Source organism: Actinoplanes sp. NPDC051388, assembly GCF_055586225.1.
Genome location: NZ_JBVJIP010000008.1, coordinates 48267 through 62285, shown reverse-complemented (window position 1 = coordinate 62285; position 14019 = coordinate 48267). Strand labels below are relative to the sequence as shown.

Genomic DNA, 14019 nt, shown 5'->3' with positions numbered 1-14019 from the left:
TGAGCGCAACTGGGTCACCGGGCTCTGAGCGATGAGCAAGGAACGCGCGAAACGGCGGGCCGAACGCCTCGCCGTGCTGGAACGCGAGAAGTCCGTGCGGGCGCGGCGGGTGGCCCGCCGGCAGAAGAGCCGCGAGCTGATGCGCAAGCTCAAGCCGCCGCGGCGCGGACGCACCGGCACGGTCCGCCGGTTCACCAACCGGGAACGCGCCGGGATCGTGGTGGTGCCGCTGGTCGCCGCCTCCGCGGTGTGGTTCCTGGTGCCCGAGGTCGCGCTGCGCTTGGTGCTGATCGCCATGATCGTGCTCATCCTGCCCGCACTCACGGTCGTCGTCCTCGGCCGCCGCTGAAGCTCTCCCTGGAGAAAACGTGACGCTCACCCTGTTGCCCGCCGTCGACGTCGCCGACGGCCAGGCCGTCCGCCTGGTGCAAGGCGCGGCCGGTTCCGAGACCGGCTACGGCGACCCGCTCGAGGCGGCGCTGGCCTGGCAAAATGACGGCGCCGAGTGGGTGCACCTGGTCGACTTGGACGCCGCGTTCGGCCGTGGCTCCAACGCCGCCCTGCTCGCCGAGGTGATCGGCCGGCTCGACGTCAAGGTCGAGCTCTCCGGCGGCATCCGCGACGACGCGTCGCTGACCGCGGCGCTCGCCACCGGCGCGGCCCGGGTCAACATCGGCACCGCCGCGCTGGAGGATCCGGAGTGGTGCGACCGGGTGGTGGGCGAGCAGGGCGAGCGGGTGGCGATAGGCCTGGACGTCCGCGGGCGCATCCTGTCGGCGCGCGGCTGGACCCGCGACGGCGGCGATCTCTTCGACGTGCTGGCCCGGCTCGACAAGGCCGGCGCCGCGCGTTATGTGGTCACCGACATCACCAAGGACGGCATGATGAAGGGCCCGAACCTCGACCTGCTGCGCGAGGTGTGCGCGCAGACCGACCGCCCGGTGATCGCCAGCGGCGGAGTGTCCACCCTGGACGACCTGCGCGCGCTGGCCACTCTTGAGCCGATCGGCGTCGAGGGCGTGATCGCCGGGAAGTCGCTCTACGCCGGCGCGTTCACCGTGCGGGAGGCGCTCGACACGCTCGCCGGCCGATGACCGCGCCCGGGCCGTGGGAGGGCGTCTACGGCTACCGCCGGGTGATCCGGGCCGGCGACCGGATCGTCACGGCCGGCTGCACGGCGACCGTCGACGGCCTGGTCAGCAGCGGCGACGCGGCCGAGCAGGCGCGGATCGCGTTCGGCATCGCGCTGTCCGCGATCGGTGAGCTCGGCGCGAGCGCGGCCGACGTGATCCGCACCCGGATGTACATCGTCGACCGCGCGGACGCCGACGCGGTGGGCCGGGTGCACGGCGCGCTGTTCGCCGAGTCGCGCCCGGTCGCCACCATGGTCATCGTCGCCGGCCTGCTCGACCCGGCGATGCGCGTCGAGGTCGAGGTGGAGGCCGCGCTCGGCGATCCGAGTGGCGAGGCCGCCCGGCAGCTAACCACTTCCCGCGCGTCACGGCCGAAGTGGTAGCTGAACCGTCGATCGAGGTGCCGGATGCGCGGCTGGGCTACCACTTCGGCTTTCGCCAAGCGCCGCGCACGCGGCGGGGAGCAGCCGGCCGCGCGGGACCATGCCGAGCGCAGGGCGGCGAGCGCGGCGGCGATCGCCGGGCGGGTGCCGGACGCCTCGCGCCACGCCACCACCACGCGGCGGTGCGGTTGCGGCCGGATCGGCACCACGACGACGCCCGCGGGCAACTGCGGGCGGGCCAGCCTCGGGATCACCGCGATGCCGAGGCCGGCTGCGATCAGGGTCAGCTGCGTTTCGAACTCGCGTACCTGGAGATCGGGCCGCGCCTGCGGCAGCACCCGGACCAACCAGTCGTGGCAGATGTCGCCCGGCCGGGCGGCGATCCACCGCTCGCCGCGCGCCTGGCTCAGCCGGACCGGCCGCCCGGCGGCGAACCGGTGCCCGCTCGGCACGACCAGGTCGACCGCGTCGGTGCCCAGCCCGGTGTGCGCGATCCCGGGCGGAAAGCGCAGCGGCAGCTCCGGCCAGTCGTCCACCACGGCCAGGTCGACGTGCCCGCGGCGCAGAGCGTCGAGCGCCTCGTGCGGGTTGACCTCCACCAGGCCGGTGCCGAGCTGCGGGTGGTCGCTCGCGAGCTGGTGCAGGGCGTGCGGCAGCAGCGCCCGGCACGCCGTCGCGAACGATGCCACGGTCAGCCGCCCGGCCACGGTGTCGCGGTGCGCGGCCAGCGCCGCCTCGGCCTCGTCGACGGTGGCGAGCACCCGCTCGGCGTGATCGGCGAGCACCCGGCCGGCCTCGGTCAGCCGCAGCCCGCGCCCGTCCTTCTCGACCAGCCGACTGGCTAGGGTTGGGGCATGACGGTTGCGGTGCGCGTGATTCCCTGTCTGGATGTGGATGCCGGGCGGGTGGTCAAGGGCGTGAACTTCGTTGACCTCCGGGACGCCGGGGATCCCGTGGAGCTGGCGGCCGCCTATGACGCCGCCGGGGCCGATGAGCTGACCTTCCTGGATGTGACCGCCTCCTCGGACGACCGCGGGACGATGCTCGACGTGGTGCGGCGCACCGCCGAGTCGGTGTTCATCCCGCTGACCGTCGGTGGCGGCGTGCGGTCGGTCGACGACGTCGACGTGTTGCTGCGCGCGGGGGCCGACAAGGTGGGCGTCAACACCGCGGCCATTCACCGGCCGGAGCTGATCGCGGAGATCGCCGAGCGGTTCGGCAACCAGGTGCTGGTGCTGTCGCTGGATGTGCGGCGGGCGGCCGGCATGCCGAGTGGCTGGGAAGTGACCACCCACGGCGGGCGGCGCAGCGCCGGGCTGGACGCCGTCGAGTGGGCTCGGCGGGTGGCCGAGCTGGGGGCCGGCGAGATCCTGCTCAACTCGATGGACGCCGATGGCACCAAGGCCGGGTTCGATCTCGAGCTGATCGCGGCGGTGCGGGCCGTGGTGGACATTCCGGTCATCGCCAGCGGGGGAGCCGGGCGGGTCGAGCACTTCGCGCCCGCGGTGGACGCCGGTGCGGATGCGGTGCTCGCGGCCAGCGTGTTCCACTTCGGAGATCTGACGGTGGGGCAGGTCAAGGACTCACTGCGCGAGGCGGGCAACGCCGTCCGCTGACCCCCGGCCGAAGCGACGCGATGCGGCGGTTCCGCTGCGATCCCGCCCGGATGTGACTCAGCGACCGTCCGCGAGCCGCAGCGAATACTCCCGGACCGCGGCGTTGTAGGTCGCCTCGTCCAGCGTCCAGGCGAAGTCCCCGGGCGTGCTGGACCGATTCAGCTGGGTCTGCAAAGTCACCACGGCCGAGCTCAGGCCACTGAACGGGCGCGTCCGCCACAGCTGTTCCCCCTCGGGGGCCACCTCGACCAGGTCGTCGTCGATGATCAGCAGGCCGGCGCCGGCCAGGCGCCGCACGGAGTCTTCCAGCTCGGCCCGGCTGGGGACGCTGTGGTGCAGGAAGTCGGCGGCCGCGAGCACGTCTGCCAGCGTCGCCCCGACCACCGGCAGCGCGGCGTGCAGAGCGCGGTCACGCTCGAGGCGCTCGGCGATGACCGCGGACACGAAGATCCACGCATCGTTCCAGTGCCAGCCGCCCGCCCCTGCCCCCATGTCGCAATGATGCCGTGCGGCGGCCGAAGCGGGAAGCGAATGTGTCGGGATGATCACCAAGCTGTGTCCCCGAGCAGGCCGTGGACCAGGACAATTCGACCGGTCCATCTCGGACTGTGGGAGAACCTTCTTGATCAGTGGACGGAAGGATCAACCCGCTTAGGTGCCCGACACCGGTCAGGTTCGCGGGGCGGTGTGCACGATCAAGACGGTCAGTGCGCGGGATCGGGCTCGGGAACCAGCGGGCCGGGCCGGTCCGGATCGGTGGCCGGCACGGTGCACAGCGGCAGGAAGAACTGTGCCAGGGGACCGATCGCCAGGGCGTACACCAGGGTGCCGACGCCGGCCGTGCCGCCCAGCAGGAAGCCGATCGCCAGCACGCTCACCTCGATGCCGGTGCGGATCAGGCGGATCGACACCCGCGGGAACCGCCCGTGCAGTCCCGTCATCAGGCCGTCTCGCGGGCCCGGACCCAGCCGGCTGCCGATGTAGAGGCCGGTGGCCAGCCCGTTCAGCAGCACGCCGCCCACCAGATAACCGATCCGGGCCGGCAGCCAGGTCCCCGGAGGCAGCAGCAACAGCGTGACGTCGATCGCCACCCCGATCACCACCAGATTGGCGATCGTGCCGAATCCGGGCTTCTGCCGCAGCGGGATCCACAGCAGCAGCACCGGCACCCCGACCAGGATCGTCACCGTCCCGAAGCTCAGGCCCAGCGTCCGCGACAGCCCCTGATGCAGCACGTCCCACGGGTTCAGGCCGAGCCCGGACTCGACCATCATGCCCATGCTCAGGCCGTACAGGATCAACCCCAGGAAGAGCTGACTGGTACGCCGTACGAGCCGGTTGCCGGAAACCCTCATGAGTGCCACTCTGGATGCCAATTGTGCGGTGACCAAGAGCCAATTTGCCGGGGGTGGCTGTGACGGGCGTCGTAAGCGGAGGCCAATTGGGTCGCCTGCTGGGCCAGTGGCACTCGCTGCCGGGCCGGCACCGCAGCCCGGACTACGCCGCCCTGGCGAGTGCCGTGCGCGGGCTGCTGACCGACGGACGGCTCGCGCTGGGCGTGCGCCTGCCGGCCGAACGGGAGCTCGCCGACGCCCTCGGCATCTCGCGGACGACCGTCACCGCCGCGTACCGGACGCTCCGCGAGACCGGCCATCTGACCAGCCGGCGCGGCGCCGGAAGCTGGACCACCCTCCCGGGCGGCCATCGCATCGCGACCTCCGGGCTGTGGACCGCGAGCGACGACCTCGACATGATCGACCTGGGCGTGGCGGCCTCGTCCGCGCCGGCCGAGTTGCTCCCGGCCGCCCGCGCCGCCGCCGACGACCTGGCCCGGCATCTGACCGGCGCGGGCTACCACCCGGCGGGCCTGACCGAGCTGCGCGACGTGGTGGCGGCCGGTTACACCGCCCGCGGCGTGCGCACCTCGGCCGAGCAGATCCTGATCACCAGCGGCACCCAGCAGGCGCTCGACCTGGTGTTGCGGCTGTCCGTGCCGATCGGCGCGAACGTGCTGGTCGAGTCGCCGACCTATCCGAACGCGCTGGCCGCGCTCGCCGCCCGCCGCGCCCGGATCAGCACCCACGGCCTGGACGCGAGCGTCGGCTGGGACGACGAGCTGCTGCTCGGCGCGGTGCGGCAGGGCCGGCCCCGGCTGGCCTACGTGATCCCGGAATTCCAGAACCCGACCGGGCACCTGATGCCGGCCGGCCTGCGCGAGCGTCTGGTCGCCGCCGCGCACTCGGCCGGCGCCGAGCTGGTCGTCGACGAGTCCTACGTGGACCTGGCGCTGGACGGCGAGCCGATGCCGCCGCCGGTCGCCGTCTATGACCGGCACTCGCGGGTGGTGTCGATCGGCGGGATGAGCAAGGCCTACTGGGGCGGTCTGCGGATCGGCTGGGTGCGCGCGTCGGCGCCACAGGTGCAGCGGCTGGCCGCGGTGCGGGTCGGCGTCGACATGGGCAGCCCGGTCCTCGACCAGCTGGTGGCGGTGCGCCTGCTCGACCGGGCCGGGGAGATCGTCGCGGCCCGCCGCGCGGAGCTGGCCCGCCGCCGCGACGCGCTGGTGGCGACGCTGGGCGAGCAGTTTCCGGAGTGGCGGTTCTTCCTGCCGCGCGGCGGCGTCAGCCTGTGGGCCGAATTGGACGGTCCGATCTCGAGCGCGCTGTCCCGCGCCGCCGAGGACGTGGGCGTGCGGCTCGCGCCCGGCCCGCGGTTCGGGCTGGACGGCACGCTGGAACGCTTCCTGCGCTTCCCGTTCACCAAACCCGAGGAGGACCTGGCCGAGGCGGTGCGCCGGCTCGCCGCCGTCCGCCACGACCTCGACCACACCAGCCGCCCGGCCTGGCGCACCCCGGCGGTGGTCGCCTAGAGCCGATCCTCCTCATTGGGCGATGTCCATCGCGGCGATCGCCGCGGGGTCGGCGACCAGCTCGATGTGGGTGACCCGGTCGTCGTCGACGGTGAAGGCGAAGACCACGCGGATCTTGCCGTTCATCGACCAGACCAGGCCCGGCACGCCGTCGATCAGCGCGACCTCGGCCCCCTTCGCCCGGCCGGCGAACGTCTCGGCCACGCCCTGCGCGCCGCGGACCAGCTCGGGCGAGCCGGCCTTGACGCCGAAGGCGTCGGCCCGGACCTCGGCCTCGGGATCGAGCAGCGCGAGCAACGCGGCGAAGTCACCCTGGCGGGAGGCCGCCAGAAAAGCCTCGACCACGGTACGCCGGCGCGCCACGTCCCCGCCCCCGTCCACCCGCTCGCCCTGCACCCGGCGCCGCGCGCGACTGGCCAGCTGACGGGCGGCGGCCGGCGTGGTGCCGACGATGTCCGCGATCTCCGGGAACGGCACCGCGAACAGATCGTGCAGCACGAAGGCCAGCCGTTCGTTGGGCGACAACGTGTCCAGCACCAGCAGCAACGCCGGCCCGATGGCGTCGGCCAGCACCGCCTCGCCCTCCGGGTCGGCGGTCGCGGCGATCGTCTCCGGCAGGTCCCCGGGCTCCTCGCGGCGCGACGAGCGGGATCGCAGCATGTCCAGGCACACCCGGGACACGACGGTGGTCAGCCAGCCGGTGAGGTTGGTGACGTCGCTGGTGTCGCTGCGGCTGAGCCGGACCCACGCCTCCTGCACCGCGTCCTCGGCCTCGTCCGGCGAGCCCAGGATCCGCTGCGCCACCATCCGCAGATGAGTCCGGTCCGCCTCGAAACGCTCTGCCAAGTTTTCCATCGTCACACTCCCGCCTCGCCGTCCGTCATAGCGTTTGACGGTTCCGCACGAACGACTGTGACAAAGGAGAAGACCATGGCAGCACCCAGGGTAGGCACGATCATCTTCCCGGTGACCGACCTGGCCGCCGCGAAGTCCGTGTTCACCACCCTGCTGGGGGTGGAGCCGGCCCACGAAGCGCCCTACTACGTCGGCTACGAGACGGGGGACCAGCACGTCGGCCTGGACCCGCACGGTCACCGCGAGGGCGCGACCATGTACTGGCAGGTCGAGGACATCGCCAAGTCGATGGCGGAGCTGATCGAGAAGGGCGCCACCGAGGTGGCGAGCGCCAAGGACGTCGGCGGCGGCCGGCTGATCGGCTCGGTGAAGGACGCCGACGGCAACCTCATCGGGCTGATGCAGGATCGCCCGCAGTGAACGCATCGGGGGCGGGCCCGAAGGCCCGCCCCCGCGCGACACGTCAGATCTGGGCCAGCGACCCGGCGTACATCTTGTCGATCTGCTCGGCGAAGTTGGCCTCGACGTTGCGGCGCTTGATCTTCATCGACGGGGTGATCTCGCCCTCCTCGATGCTCAGGTCGCGCGGCAGGATGGCGAACTTCTTGATCGTCTCCCAGCGGTTGAGCTTGCCGTTCAGCTCCTCGATGTAGCCCGCCACCAGCTTCTCGGCCTCCGGCGAGGCGAGGATCGCGTCGTAGCCTTTGCCGTCCAGCGGACCGCCGGCGGCCCACGCCACGATCGCCTCCTCGTCCAGCGAGACCAGCATGGTGACGAAGTTGCGGGCCTGGCCCACCACCACGGCCTGCGAGGTGTATGGGCACACCGCCTTGAACATGCCCTCGATGTGGCTGGGCGCGATGTACTTGCCGCCGGACGTCTTGACCAGGTCCTTCTTGCGGTCGGTGATGGTCAGGTAGCCGTCGTCGTCGAGCTGGCCGATGTCGCCGGTGTGGAAGAAGCCGTCCGCGTCGAACGCCTCCTCGGTCTCCTTCGGCAGGTTGTGGTAGCCGCGCATCACCGGCGCGCCGCGCAGCAGCACCTCGCCATCGGTGTCGATCTTGCATTCGAGGTCGCCGAGCGGCAGGCCGACCGTGCCGATCTTGAGCTTGCCCGCACGGTTCACGAAGTTGGCCGCGCTGGACTCGGTGAGGCCGTACCCCTCCATGATCGGGAGGTTGGCGGCCGCGAAGAACTCGGCGATGTCCCGGCTCAGCGGCGCCGACCCGGAGACGAGCACCCGCAGCCGGCCGCCCAGCCGCTCCTGCAGCTTGCTGAACACCAGCTTCTCGGCCACCGCGTACTTCGTCTTGAGGAACCCGGGCACCGGCTTGCCGGCCTGCTCGAGCGCCACCTTCTCCTTGCCGACGCCGACCGCCCAGCCGAAGATCTTCGCCTTGGCGCCGCCGGCGCCGATCGCCGTGGTGACGGTCTTGTTGTAGACCTTTTCGAAGATGCGCGGCGCCGCGCACATCAGCGTCGGCTTGACCACCGCGAGCATGTCGACCAGGCGGTCCACCCGGCCGTCGACATAGGTCGGCACGCCGACGTGGATGATGCCGCAGAGCAGCGTCTTGCCGAACGAGTGGGACAGCGGCAGCCACAGGTATTGCAGGTCGGACGCCTTGAACAGCTCCAGGTCCTCCTGGGCCACGCCCTCCCAGACCCAGCCGCCGTGCAGCAGCTCGACGCCCTTGGGCCGGCCGGTGGTGCCGGAGGTGTAGATCAGGGTGGCCACATTTTCCGGGCCGACCGTGTCGCAGATGTCCTGGATCAGCCCGGGTGTCTGGGCCAGCACCGCGTTGCCGCGCTCCTCGAGCTCGGCCAGCGTGAGCTGCGGCGGCTGAGCGTTCGCGTCGGCCTGCCCGTCGATCACCACGACGTGGGTGACCGAGGTCTCCGCGCCGGAGATCTTCAGCGCCTGCTCCGGGTTCTCCGCGATCAGCACCTTCGACCCGGAGTCGGTGACGATGAACGACGCGTCCTCCGGCTCGGTGGTCGGATAGACCGTGGTGGTCGCCGCGCCGGCGCAGTTGATGCCGAGGTCGACCAGCACCCACTCGAGCCGGGTGTTGGACAGGATCGAGACCCGGTCCTCCAGGCCGACGCCGAGCTCGCGCAGGCCGGCCGCGATCGCCTTGGCCCGGGCGCCGACCTGCGCCCAGGTCAGCCAGGTCATCCCGGTGTCGTCGGCGGTGGGATAGGCGAACGCCTTCGCATTGGGCGTCGCGCTGATGCGCTGCAGGAACATGTCGGGGATCGACCGGTAGGGAACCTCGAGAGCCATCGGGCGCCGCCTTATATGCCAAAGAGGGGAGGACGTGAAATCGCTGTTACCGCAGGGTATTGCCGCCGTGACCGAAGGGCCAGTGCACGTGCGGCCAGAACGTGACGTGCACGACAATCCTATCCAGTCGCACAGACCGTCCCACGCCCCACGGTCCCCACGTGAAGTCGGTAGGTTGCCGGGATGGGGGTTGCTGCGTACGACGAGATCGCGGATTGGTACGAGACGGAGTTCCTGGCCGCCCAGGCGGGCGCGGACCCGATCGGCGTTCATGCCGCGCTGGACGAGCTTCTGGGGCCCGGCGCCGGCCCCTGCCTCGAGATCGGGTGTGGCACGGGCGCGCACGCCGCCCAGCTCCGTGACCTCGGCTGGACCGCGCTCGGCGTCGACCTGTCGGCCGGCATGCTGCGCCACGCCCGCGGCCGGCTCCCGATCGCGCGGGGCGACGCCACCCGGCTGCCGGTGCGGGACGCGTCGGTGCCGGCCGTGGTGGCGATGATGGTGCACACGGACATGCCGGCCTATCCCGAGGTGGTGCGCGAGGCGGCCCGGGTGCTGCGGCCGGGTGGCGTGTTCGTGCACGTCGGCGTGCACCCGTGCTTCTGCGGCGGGTTCGCGGACCGGGGCGATCCGGAGGCCGTGGTGATCCGGCCGGGCTACGTCGACGGGCACTGGACCAAGGCCTCGTGGACCGACCAGGGCGTGCGCAATCGGGTGGGCGCCTCGCACTGGCCGCTCAGCAGGCTGCTCGGCATGTTCCACGACGCCGGGCTGCGGGCCGAGGCCTACCACGAGGGTGGCGCCGCACCGACGCCGGTGACGTTCTCGGTGCGCTTGACCAGGCCTTAGCGATCCTCGGCCCGGCGGTCGGCAACGGCCTGGACCGACGGCAGAGCCCCGTCGTGATGACGGGGCTCTGCGGTGTTCGTAGTCAAATGGGTTTAAAGGGTGTAGAGCAACCGGTTCGGTGAGCCGGACCCCGGGTTGGTCACCACGTTGGGCGTGCTGTTCGCGACCAGGCGGTCGCGCACCTGCGCCGGGGTGAAGGACGGGTTGGCCGACAGCACCAGCGCGGCGGCCCCGGCCACGTGCGGGGAGGCCATCGACGTGCCGCTGATCGTGTTGGTCGCGGAGTTGCTGCTGTACCAGGCCGAGGTGATCGACGAGCCCGGCGCGAAGATGTCCAGGCAGGTGCCGTAGTTGGAGTACGACGCGCGGGCATCCGAGCTGGTGGTCGCGCCGACCGTGATCGCCGACGGGGTGCGCGCCGGCGACGAGTTGCAGGCGTTGGCCGAGCTGTTGCCGGCCGCCAGGGCATAGGTCACGCCCGAGCTGATCGACGAGGCCACCGCGTTGTCCAGTGAGGAGCTGACGCCGCCGCCGAGGCTCATGTTGGCGACCGCGGGCTTGCGGGCGTTGTTGGTGACCCAGTTGACGCCGGCGATGACGCCGGCCGTGGTGCCCGAGCCGGAGCAGTTCAGCACGCGCACGGCGACCAGCCGGACCTGCTTGGCGACGCCGTAGGTGGTGCCGCCGACCGTGCCCGCGACGTGCGTGCCGTGGCCGTTGCAGTCATCGGCCGAGCCGCCGTCCACCGCGTCGTAGCCGGAGGTGGCCCGCCCGCCGAAGTCGTTGTGCGTGAGGCGGATGCCGGTGTCGATGACATACGCCGTGACGGTGCTCGCCGTGTAGTTGTAGGTGTACGTGCCGCTCAGCGGCCGGGCGCGCTGGTCGATCCGGTCGATGCCCCAGGTGGCGCCGGTCTGGGTGGCGAGCAGCGAGACGACCTGGTTCTGCTCGACGTAGGCCACGTCGGGATCGGCCGCCAGCCGCTTCGCCGCGGACTCGGTCATCTTCGCCTCGAAGCCGTTCAGCACCCGGCCGAAGCTGCGGGCGACGGTGCCGCCGACCTTGCCGGCCAGCCGTGCCTCGCCGGTCTTTCCGGCCTTCAGGACCACGATGTAGCTGCCCGGGACCGCGGTCGCGGAGCCGGCCAGGCGGATCTGCCCGGTCGCCGGGGCGGCGACGGCGGGCGTGGCCGCGACGGCGGAGACCGTCGCGGTGAGGAGCAGACTCACGGCCAGGGCGCGGCCGCGGCCGAGGGGTCGGATCGCCATGCTCGTCCTCTCTCGCACTACGGGGGATGCGGAGAGCGTATGGCGAAAGCTTCGACGGACATCAATACCAAAACAGCCATATCGCGAGCTAGGAGAATAGGTCCGTGGACCTGGTCATCAGCCTCGACGGCACGGGCGAGAAGACGGCCCGCGTCTACCGCGCGCTGCGAGCGGCCATCGTGGACGGCCGGCTGCCCGAGGGTCATCGGCTGCCGGCCACCCGGGCGCTCGCCGCCGACCTGGGCGTGGCCCGCAACAGCGTGGCGGCGGCCTACGAGCGGCTGGTCGCCGAGGGCTACCTGACCGCCCGGGTGGGTGCGGGCACCTTCGTCGCACCGGTCCGGCCCGGGCGGCCCGCGCGCCGGACCGGTGCGGCCGACCCACTGCGCCCGCGGGCCGGCTGGGATCTGGAACCGTTGCCGGTCAGCTCGGACGAGGCCAAGCCCCGGCACGACTTCCGCACCGGCATCCCGGACGCCGAGCTGTTCCCGTTCGACACCTGGCGGCGGCTGGTGTCCGCGGAGGTGCGGCTGCGGGCGAACAGCCCCGGGACCTATGCGGACCCGGCCGGGCACCCGGCGCTGCGCGCGGCGATCGCCCGCTATCTCGGCGTGTCCCGGTCGATCCGGGTGGCCGCCGAGGACGTGGTGGTCACCAAACGGCACCCAGCAGGCGTTCGACCTGATCGCCCGGGTGCTGGTGCGGCCCGGCGACGTGGTGGCGGTCGAGGAGCCGGGCTACCCGCCGGCCCGGCGGCTGTTCCGCTCGATGGGCGCCCGGGTGGTCGGAGTGCCGGTGGACGCGGACGGCCTCGTGGTGGACGACCTGCCGAGCGCCGCCCGGCTGGTCTACACGACGCCGTCGCACCAGTTCCCGCTCGGCCGCGCGATGAGCCTGGCCCGCCGCACCGCGCTGCTGGACTGGGCGCGACGCCGGCCGGTGGCGATCGTCGAGGACGACTACGACAGCGAGTTCCGGTTCTCCGCCCGGCCACTCGAGCCGCTGTTCACCCTCGGCGACACCGGCCGGGTGCTCTATGCGGGCACCTTCTCCAAGTCGATGCTGCCGACCGTGCGGACCGGCTTCGTGCTGACCCCGCCGTCGCTGCGATCCGCGCTGGTGGCGGCGCGGCAGGTGAGCGACGGGCACGGGCAGGTGGCGGTGCAGGCGGCGCTGGCCCGGTTCATCGACGACGGTCAGTTGGCCCGGCACGTCCGCCGGGCCACCAAGGCCTATGCGGCCCGGCACGCGGCGATCGTGGCCGCGCTGTCCCGGCTGCCCGAACTGGACGTGGTGCCCTCGGCGGCCGGATTGCACGTGACCGCGCTGCTCCGCTCCGGCGACGCGGCGCGGGCGGCACGCGTCGTGGCGGCCGCCGCCCGCGCCGGCGTGGCCCTGGACGACCTGACCATGTATCAGGACTCGACCGCGCAGGCGGGGTTCGTGTTCGGGCTCGGGGCGACCGATCCGGCGACGATCACCGAGGGGCTGGCGATCTTCGCGGACCGGCTGCGCCACGTGCAGTAGGCCACGCCGCCGGCCGCGATCACCAGGCTGAGCAGGGCGGGGGCGCCGTTCAGCCAGAGCAGGCCGAGCGCCGCGGTGAAGGAGAAGGCCGCGATCGCCCGGGACCGGCCGGTCAGCAGCCGGACCGCGGCCGCCGTGCCCAGCACGTACACCAGGGTGAAGCAACCGGTGACCAGCAACATCATGGTGTGCAGGCCGACCGGCAGCAGCACCGCCGTGCAGCCGCCGAGCGCGACCACGGCCAGCGAGCGCCGCGGGGTGCCGCTCAGCCGGGCGGGCAGCGCGCCGTCGCGGGCCAGGGCCACCCCGAGCCGGGACGCGCCGGCCAGATAGGCGTTCACCGCGCCGACGGTGAGCAGCACCGCGACCACGGCGGTGAGCGGGCGCACCGGGCCGCCGACCCCGACCGCGAGCAGGTCGGCCAGCGGCGCCGGGCTGTCGGCCAGCGCCGGGCCCAGCACCAGCACGCTGGTCACCGCCACGGACAGATAGAGCAGGCCGACCACGACCACCGCGATCATCGTGGCCCGCGGCACGTCCCGCCGCGGGTTCCGGTAGTCCGCGGACAGCGACGACACCGCCTCCCAGCCGGCGAAGCCCCAGACCAGGATGGCCGCCGCCGCGCCGACCCCGGCCCAGCCGTGCGGCGCGAACGGGCGCAGGTTGGCGAGCTGCGCGTGCGGCGCCGCGGTGAGCACGGTGACCAGCAGCAGTGTCGCCAGCACCCCGGCCAGCACGAGCTGGACCCGGCCGGACACCCGCAGCCCGAACCAGTTCATCAGGGTGACCACGGCCATCACCAGGAAGAAGGTGGCCAGCACGGTGGACCGGCCGCCGCCCAGGACGTCCGCGACGTACCCGCCGGCGAACGCCGCCGCGGCCGGCGCGCCCAGCGGCGCCGCGAAGTAGAAGATCCAGCCGACCGCGGCCGCCGCGCGCGGCCCGAACGCCAGCCGCACGTACGTCGACACCCCGCCGCCGTCCGGATGCCGCGCGCCCAGCGCGGCGAACGTCCAGGCCAGCGGCGCGGACAGCAGGACCAGGGCGGCCCAGGCGATCAGCGACGCCGGTCCGGCCACCGATGCGGCCAGCGCCGGCATCGAGATCACCCCGGTGCCGAGGACGGCGCCGACCGACATGGCGGTGCCCTGTGCGACGGTCAATCTGCTCATGGGATCGACGCTAGTGCCGTATTGGCACCCCATTTGGGCCAATCCGGCCCAACATCATTG

General features: G+C 72.6%; 14 protein-coding genes and 2 pseudogenes. 9 read left to right on the top strand and 7 right to left on the bottom strand.

All coding sequences use genetic code 11. The features are described 5' to 3' along the window. Positions 1 to 31 precede the first annotated feature (31 nt). From ACZ6TI_RS21000 to ACZ6TI_RS20990, 3 genes are read left to right on the top strand one after another with little or no spacing between them, the layout of a single operon-like run. On the top strand, positions 32 to 349 hold the full coding sequence (locus ACZ6TI_RS21000) for a hypothetical protein (protein ID WP_465346776.1): 318 nt from the start codon (positions 32 to 34) through the stop codon (positions 347 to 349). A gap of 19 nt (positions 350 to 368) precedes the next feature. Continuing rightward, positions 369 to 1094: a bifunctional 1-(5-phosphoribosyl)-5-((5-phosphoribosylamino)methylideneamino)imidazole-4-carboxamide isomerase/phosphoribosylanthranilate isomerase PriA gene (priA, locus tag ACZ6TI_RS20995; protein WP_465346775.1), complete on the top strand. Its 726-nt coding sequence runs from the start codon at positions 369 to 371 to the stop codon at positions 1092 to 1094. Continuing rightward, on the top strand, positions 1091 to 1516 hold the full coding sequence (locus ACZ6TI_RS20990) for a Rid family hydrolase (protein WP_465347118.1): 426 nt from the start codon (positions 1091 to 1093) through the stop codon (positions 1514 to 1516). The genes priA and ACZ6TI_RS20990 overlap by 4 nt, the downstream gene beginning before the upstream one ends. Before the next feature lie 110 nt (positions 1517 to 1626). Here the strand turns inward: ACZ6TI_RS20990 and ACZ6TI_RS20985 are convergent. Continuing rightward, positions 1627 to 2223, bottom strand: a pseudogene (locus ACZ6TI_RS20985) (LysR substrate-binding domain-containing protein); the annotation flags it as partial. Between the two features lie 147 nt (positions 2224 to 2370). Between ACZ6TI_RS20985 and hisF the strand changes: the two are divergent. Continuing rightward, complete coding sequence (gene hisF / locus ACZ6TI_RS20980) at positions 2371 to 3132, top strand: imidazole glycerol phosphate synthase subunit HisF (protein WP_465346774.1); 762 nt, start codon at positions 2371 to 2373, stop codon at positions 3130 to 3132. A gap of 57 nt (positions 3133 to 3189) precedes the next feature. Here the strand turns inward: hisF and ACZ6TI_RS20975 are convergent, their stop codons facing one another. Both ACZ6TI_RS20975 and yczE read right to left on the bottom strand, forming a co-directional pair. Beyond that, positions 3190 to 3624 carry a hypothetical protein gene (locus ACZ6TI_RS20975; protein ID WP_465346773.1) on the bottom strand — a complete coding sequence of 145 codons (435 nt, stop codon included), beginning with the start codon at positions 3622 to 3624 and terminating at the stop codon, positions 3190 to 3192. A 212-nt stretch (positions 3625 to 3836) separates the two neighbouring features. Next, on the bottom strand, positions 3837 to 4487 hold the full coding sequence (gene yczE, locus ACZ6TI_RS20970) for a membrane protein YczE (protein ID WP_465346772.1): 651 nt from the start codon (positions 4485 to 4487) through the stop codon (positions 3837 to 3839). Positions 4488 to 4546: 59 nt separating this feature from the next. On the opposite strand from yczE, the gene yczR reads away from it, so the two are divergent. After that, positions 4547 to 6001 carry a MocR-like transcription factor YczR gene (gene yczR, locus ACZ6TI_RS20965; protein WP_465346771.1) on the top strand — a complete coding sequence of 485 codons (1455 nt, stop codon included), beginning with the start codon at positions 4547 to 4549 and terminating at the stop codon, positions 5999 to 6001. Between the two features lie 12 nt (positions 6002 to 6013). On the opposite strand, the gene ACZ6TI_RS20960 is transcribed toward yczR, so the two are convergent. Next, complete coding sequence (locus ACZ6TI_RS20960) at positions 6014 to 6856, bottom strand: sigma-70 family RNA polymerase sigma factor (RefSeq protein ID WP_465346770.1); 843 nt, start codon at positions 6854 to 6856, stop codon at positions 6014 to 6016. 75 nt (positions 6857 to 6931) lie between these two features. Between ACZ6TI_RS20960 and ACZ6TI_RS20955 the strand changes: the two genes are divergently transcribed. Continuing rightward, a complete protein-coding gene (locus tag ACZ6TI_RS20955; protein WP_465346769.1) occupies positions 6932 to 7276 on the top strand; it encodes a VOC family protein in 345 nt (114 codons plus the stop codon). Positions 7277 to 7319: 43 nt separating this feature from the next. On the opposite strand, the gene ACZ6TI_RS20950 is transcribed toward ACZ6TI_RS20955, so the two are convergent. Continuing rightward, on the bottom strand, positions 7320 to 9143 hold the full coding sequence (locus tag ACZ6TI_RS20950) for an AMP-dependent synthetase/ligase (protein ID WP_465346768.1): 1824 nt from the start codon (positions 9141 to 9143) through the stop codon (positions 7320 to 7322). Between the two features lie 183 nt (positions 9144 to 9326). Between ACZ6TI_RS20950 and ACZ6TI_RS20945 the strand changes: the two genes are divergently transcribed. Then, complete coding sequence (locus tag ACZ6TI_RS20945) at positions 9327 to 9992, top strand: class I SAM-dependent methyltransferase (RefSeq protein WP_465346767.1); 666 nt, start codon at positions 9327 to 9329, stop codon at positions 9990 to 9992. A 92-nt stretch (positions 9993 to 10084) separates the two neighbouring features. On the opposite strand, the gene ACZ6TI_RS20940 is transcribed toward ACZ6TI_RS20945, so the two are convergent. Further along, a complete protein-coding gene (locus ACZ6TI_RS20940) occupies positions 10085 to 11260 on the bottom strand; it encodes a S8 family peptidase (RefSeq protein WP_465346766.1) in 1176 nt (391 codons plus the stop codon). A gap of 104 nt (positions 11261 to 11364) precedes the next feature. Here ACZ6TI_RS20940 and ACZ6TI_RS20935 point away from each other — a divergent pair. Both ACZ6TI_RS20935 and ACZ6TI_RS20930 read left to right on the top strand, forming a co-directional pair. Further along, positions 11365 to 11532, top strand: a pseudogene (locus ACZ6TI_RS20935) (GntR family transcriptional regulator); the annotation flags it as partial. A 421-nt stretch (positions 11533 to 11953) separates the two neighbouring features. Further along, the gene (locus tag ACZ6TI_RS20930) at positions 11954 to 12787 is read left to right on the top strand and encodes an aminotransferase-like domain-containing protein (RefSeq protein ID WP_465346765.1); all 834 of its coding nucleotides are present in this window, start codon (positions 11954 to 11956) and stop codon (positions 12785 to 12787) included. Here ACZ6TI_RS20930 and ACZ6TI_RS20925 read toward each other — a convergent pair. Beyond that, complete coding sequence (locus tag ACZ6TI_RS20925) at positions 12676 to 13959, bottom strand: APC family permease (RefSeq protein WP_465346764.1); 1284 nt, start codon at positions 13957 to 13959, stop codon at positions 12676 to 12678. The two genes, ACZ6TI_RS20930 and ACZ6TI_RS20925, sit on opposite strands and share 112 nt — an antisense overlap. Positions 13960 to 14019: the final 60 nt, after the last annotated feature.

Excerpts from the sequence above, each read along its gene's own strand:
- ACZ6TI_RS20955 (WP_465346769.1), top strand. The coding sequence starts at position 6,932 with ATGGCAGCACCCAGGGTAGGCACGATCATCTTCCCGGTGACCGACCTG.
- ACZ6TI_RS20940 (WP_465346766.1), bottom strand. The coding sequence starts at position 11,260 with ATGGCGATCCGACCCCTCGGCCGCGGCCGCGCCCTGGCCGTGAGTCTG.
- ACZ6TI_RS20950 (WP_465346768.1), bottom strand. The coding sequence starts at position 9,143 with ATGGCTCTCGAGGTTCCCTACCGGTCGATCCCCGACATGTTCCTGCAG.
- ACZ6TI_RS20945 (WP_465346767.1), top strand. The coding sequence starts at position 9,327 with ATGGGGGTTGCTGCGTACGACGAGATCGCGGATTGGTACGAGACGGAG.
- yczE (WP_465346772.1), bottom strand. The coding sequence starts at position 4,487 with ATGAGGGTTTCCGGCAACCGGCTCGTACGGCGTACCAGTCAGCTCTTC.
- hisF (WP_465346774.1), top strand. The coding sequence starts at position 2,371 with ATGACGGTTGCGGTGCGCGTGATTCCCTGTCTGGATGTGGATGCCGGG.
- ACZ6TI_RS20990 (WP_465347118.1), top strand. The coding sequence starts at position 1,091 with ATGACCGCGCCCGGGCCGTGGGAGGGCGTCTACGGCTACCGCCGGGTG.
- ACZ6TI_RS21000 (WP_465346776.1), top strand. The coding sequence starts at position 32 with ATGAGCAAGGAACGCGCGAAACGGCGGGCCGAACGCCTCGCCGTGCTG.
- ACZ6TI_RS20975 (WP_465346773.1), bottom strand. The coding sequence starts at position 3,624 with ATGGGGGCAGGGGCGGGCGGCTGGCACTGGAACGATGCGTGGATCTTC.
- ACZ6TI_RS20925 (WP_465346764.1), bottom strand. The coding sequence starts at position 13,959 with ATGAGCAGATTGACCGTCGCACAGGGCACCGCCATGTCGGTCGGCGCC.
- ACZ6TI_RS20960 (WP_465346770.1), bottom strand. The coding sequence starts at position 6,856 with ATGGAAAACTTGGCAGAGCGTTTCGAGGCGGACCGGACTCATCTGCGG.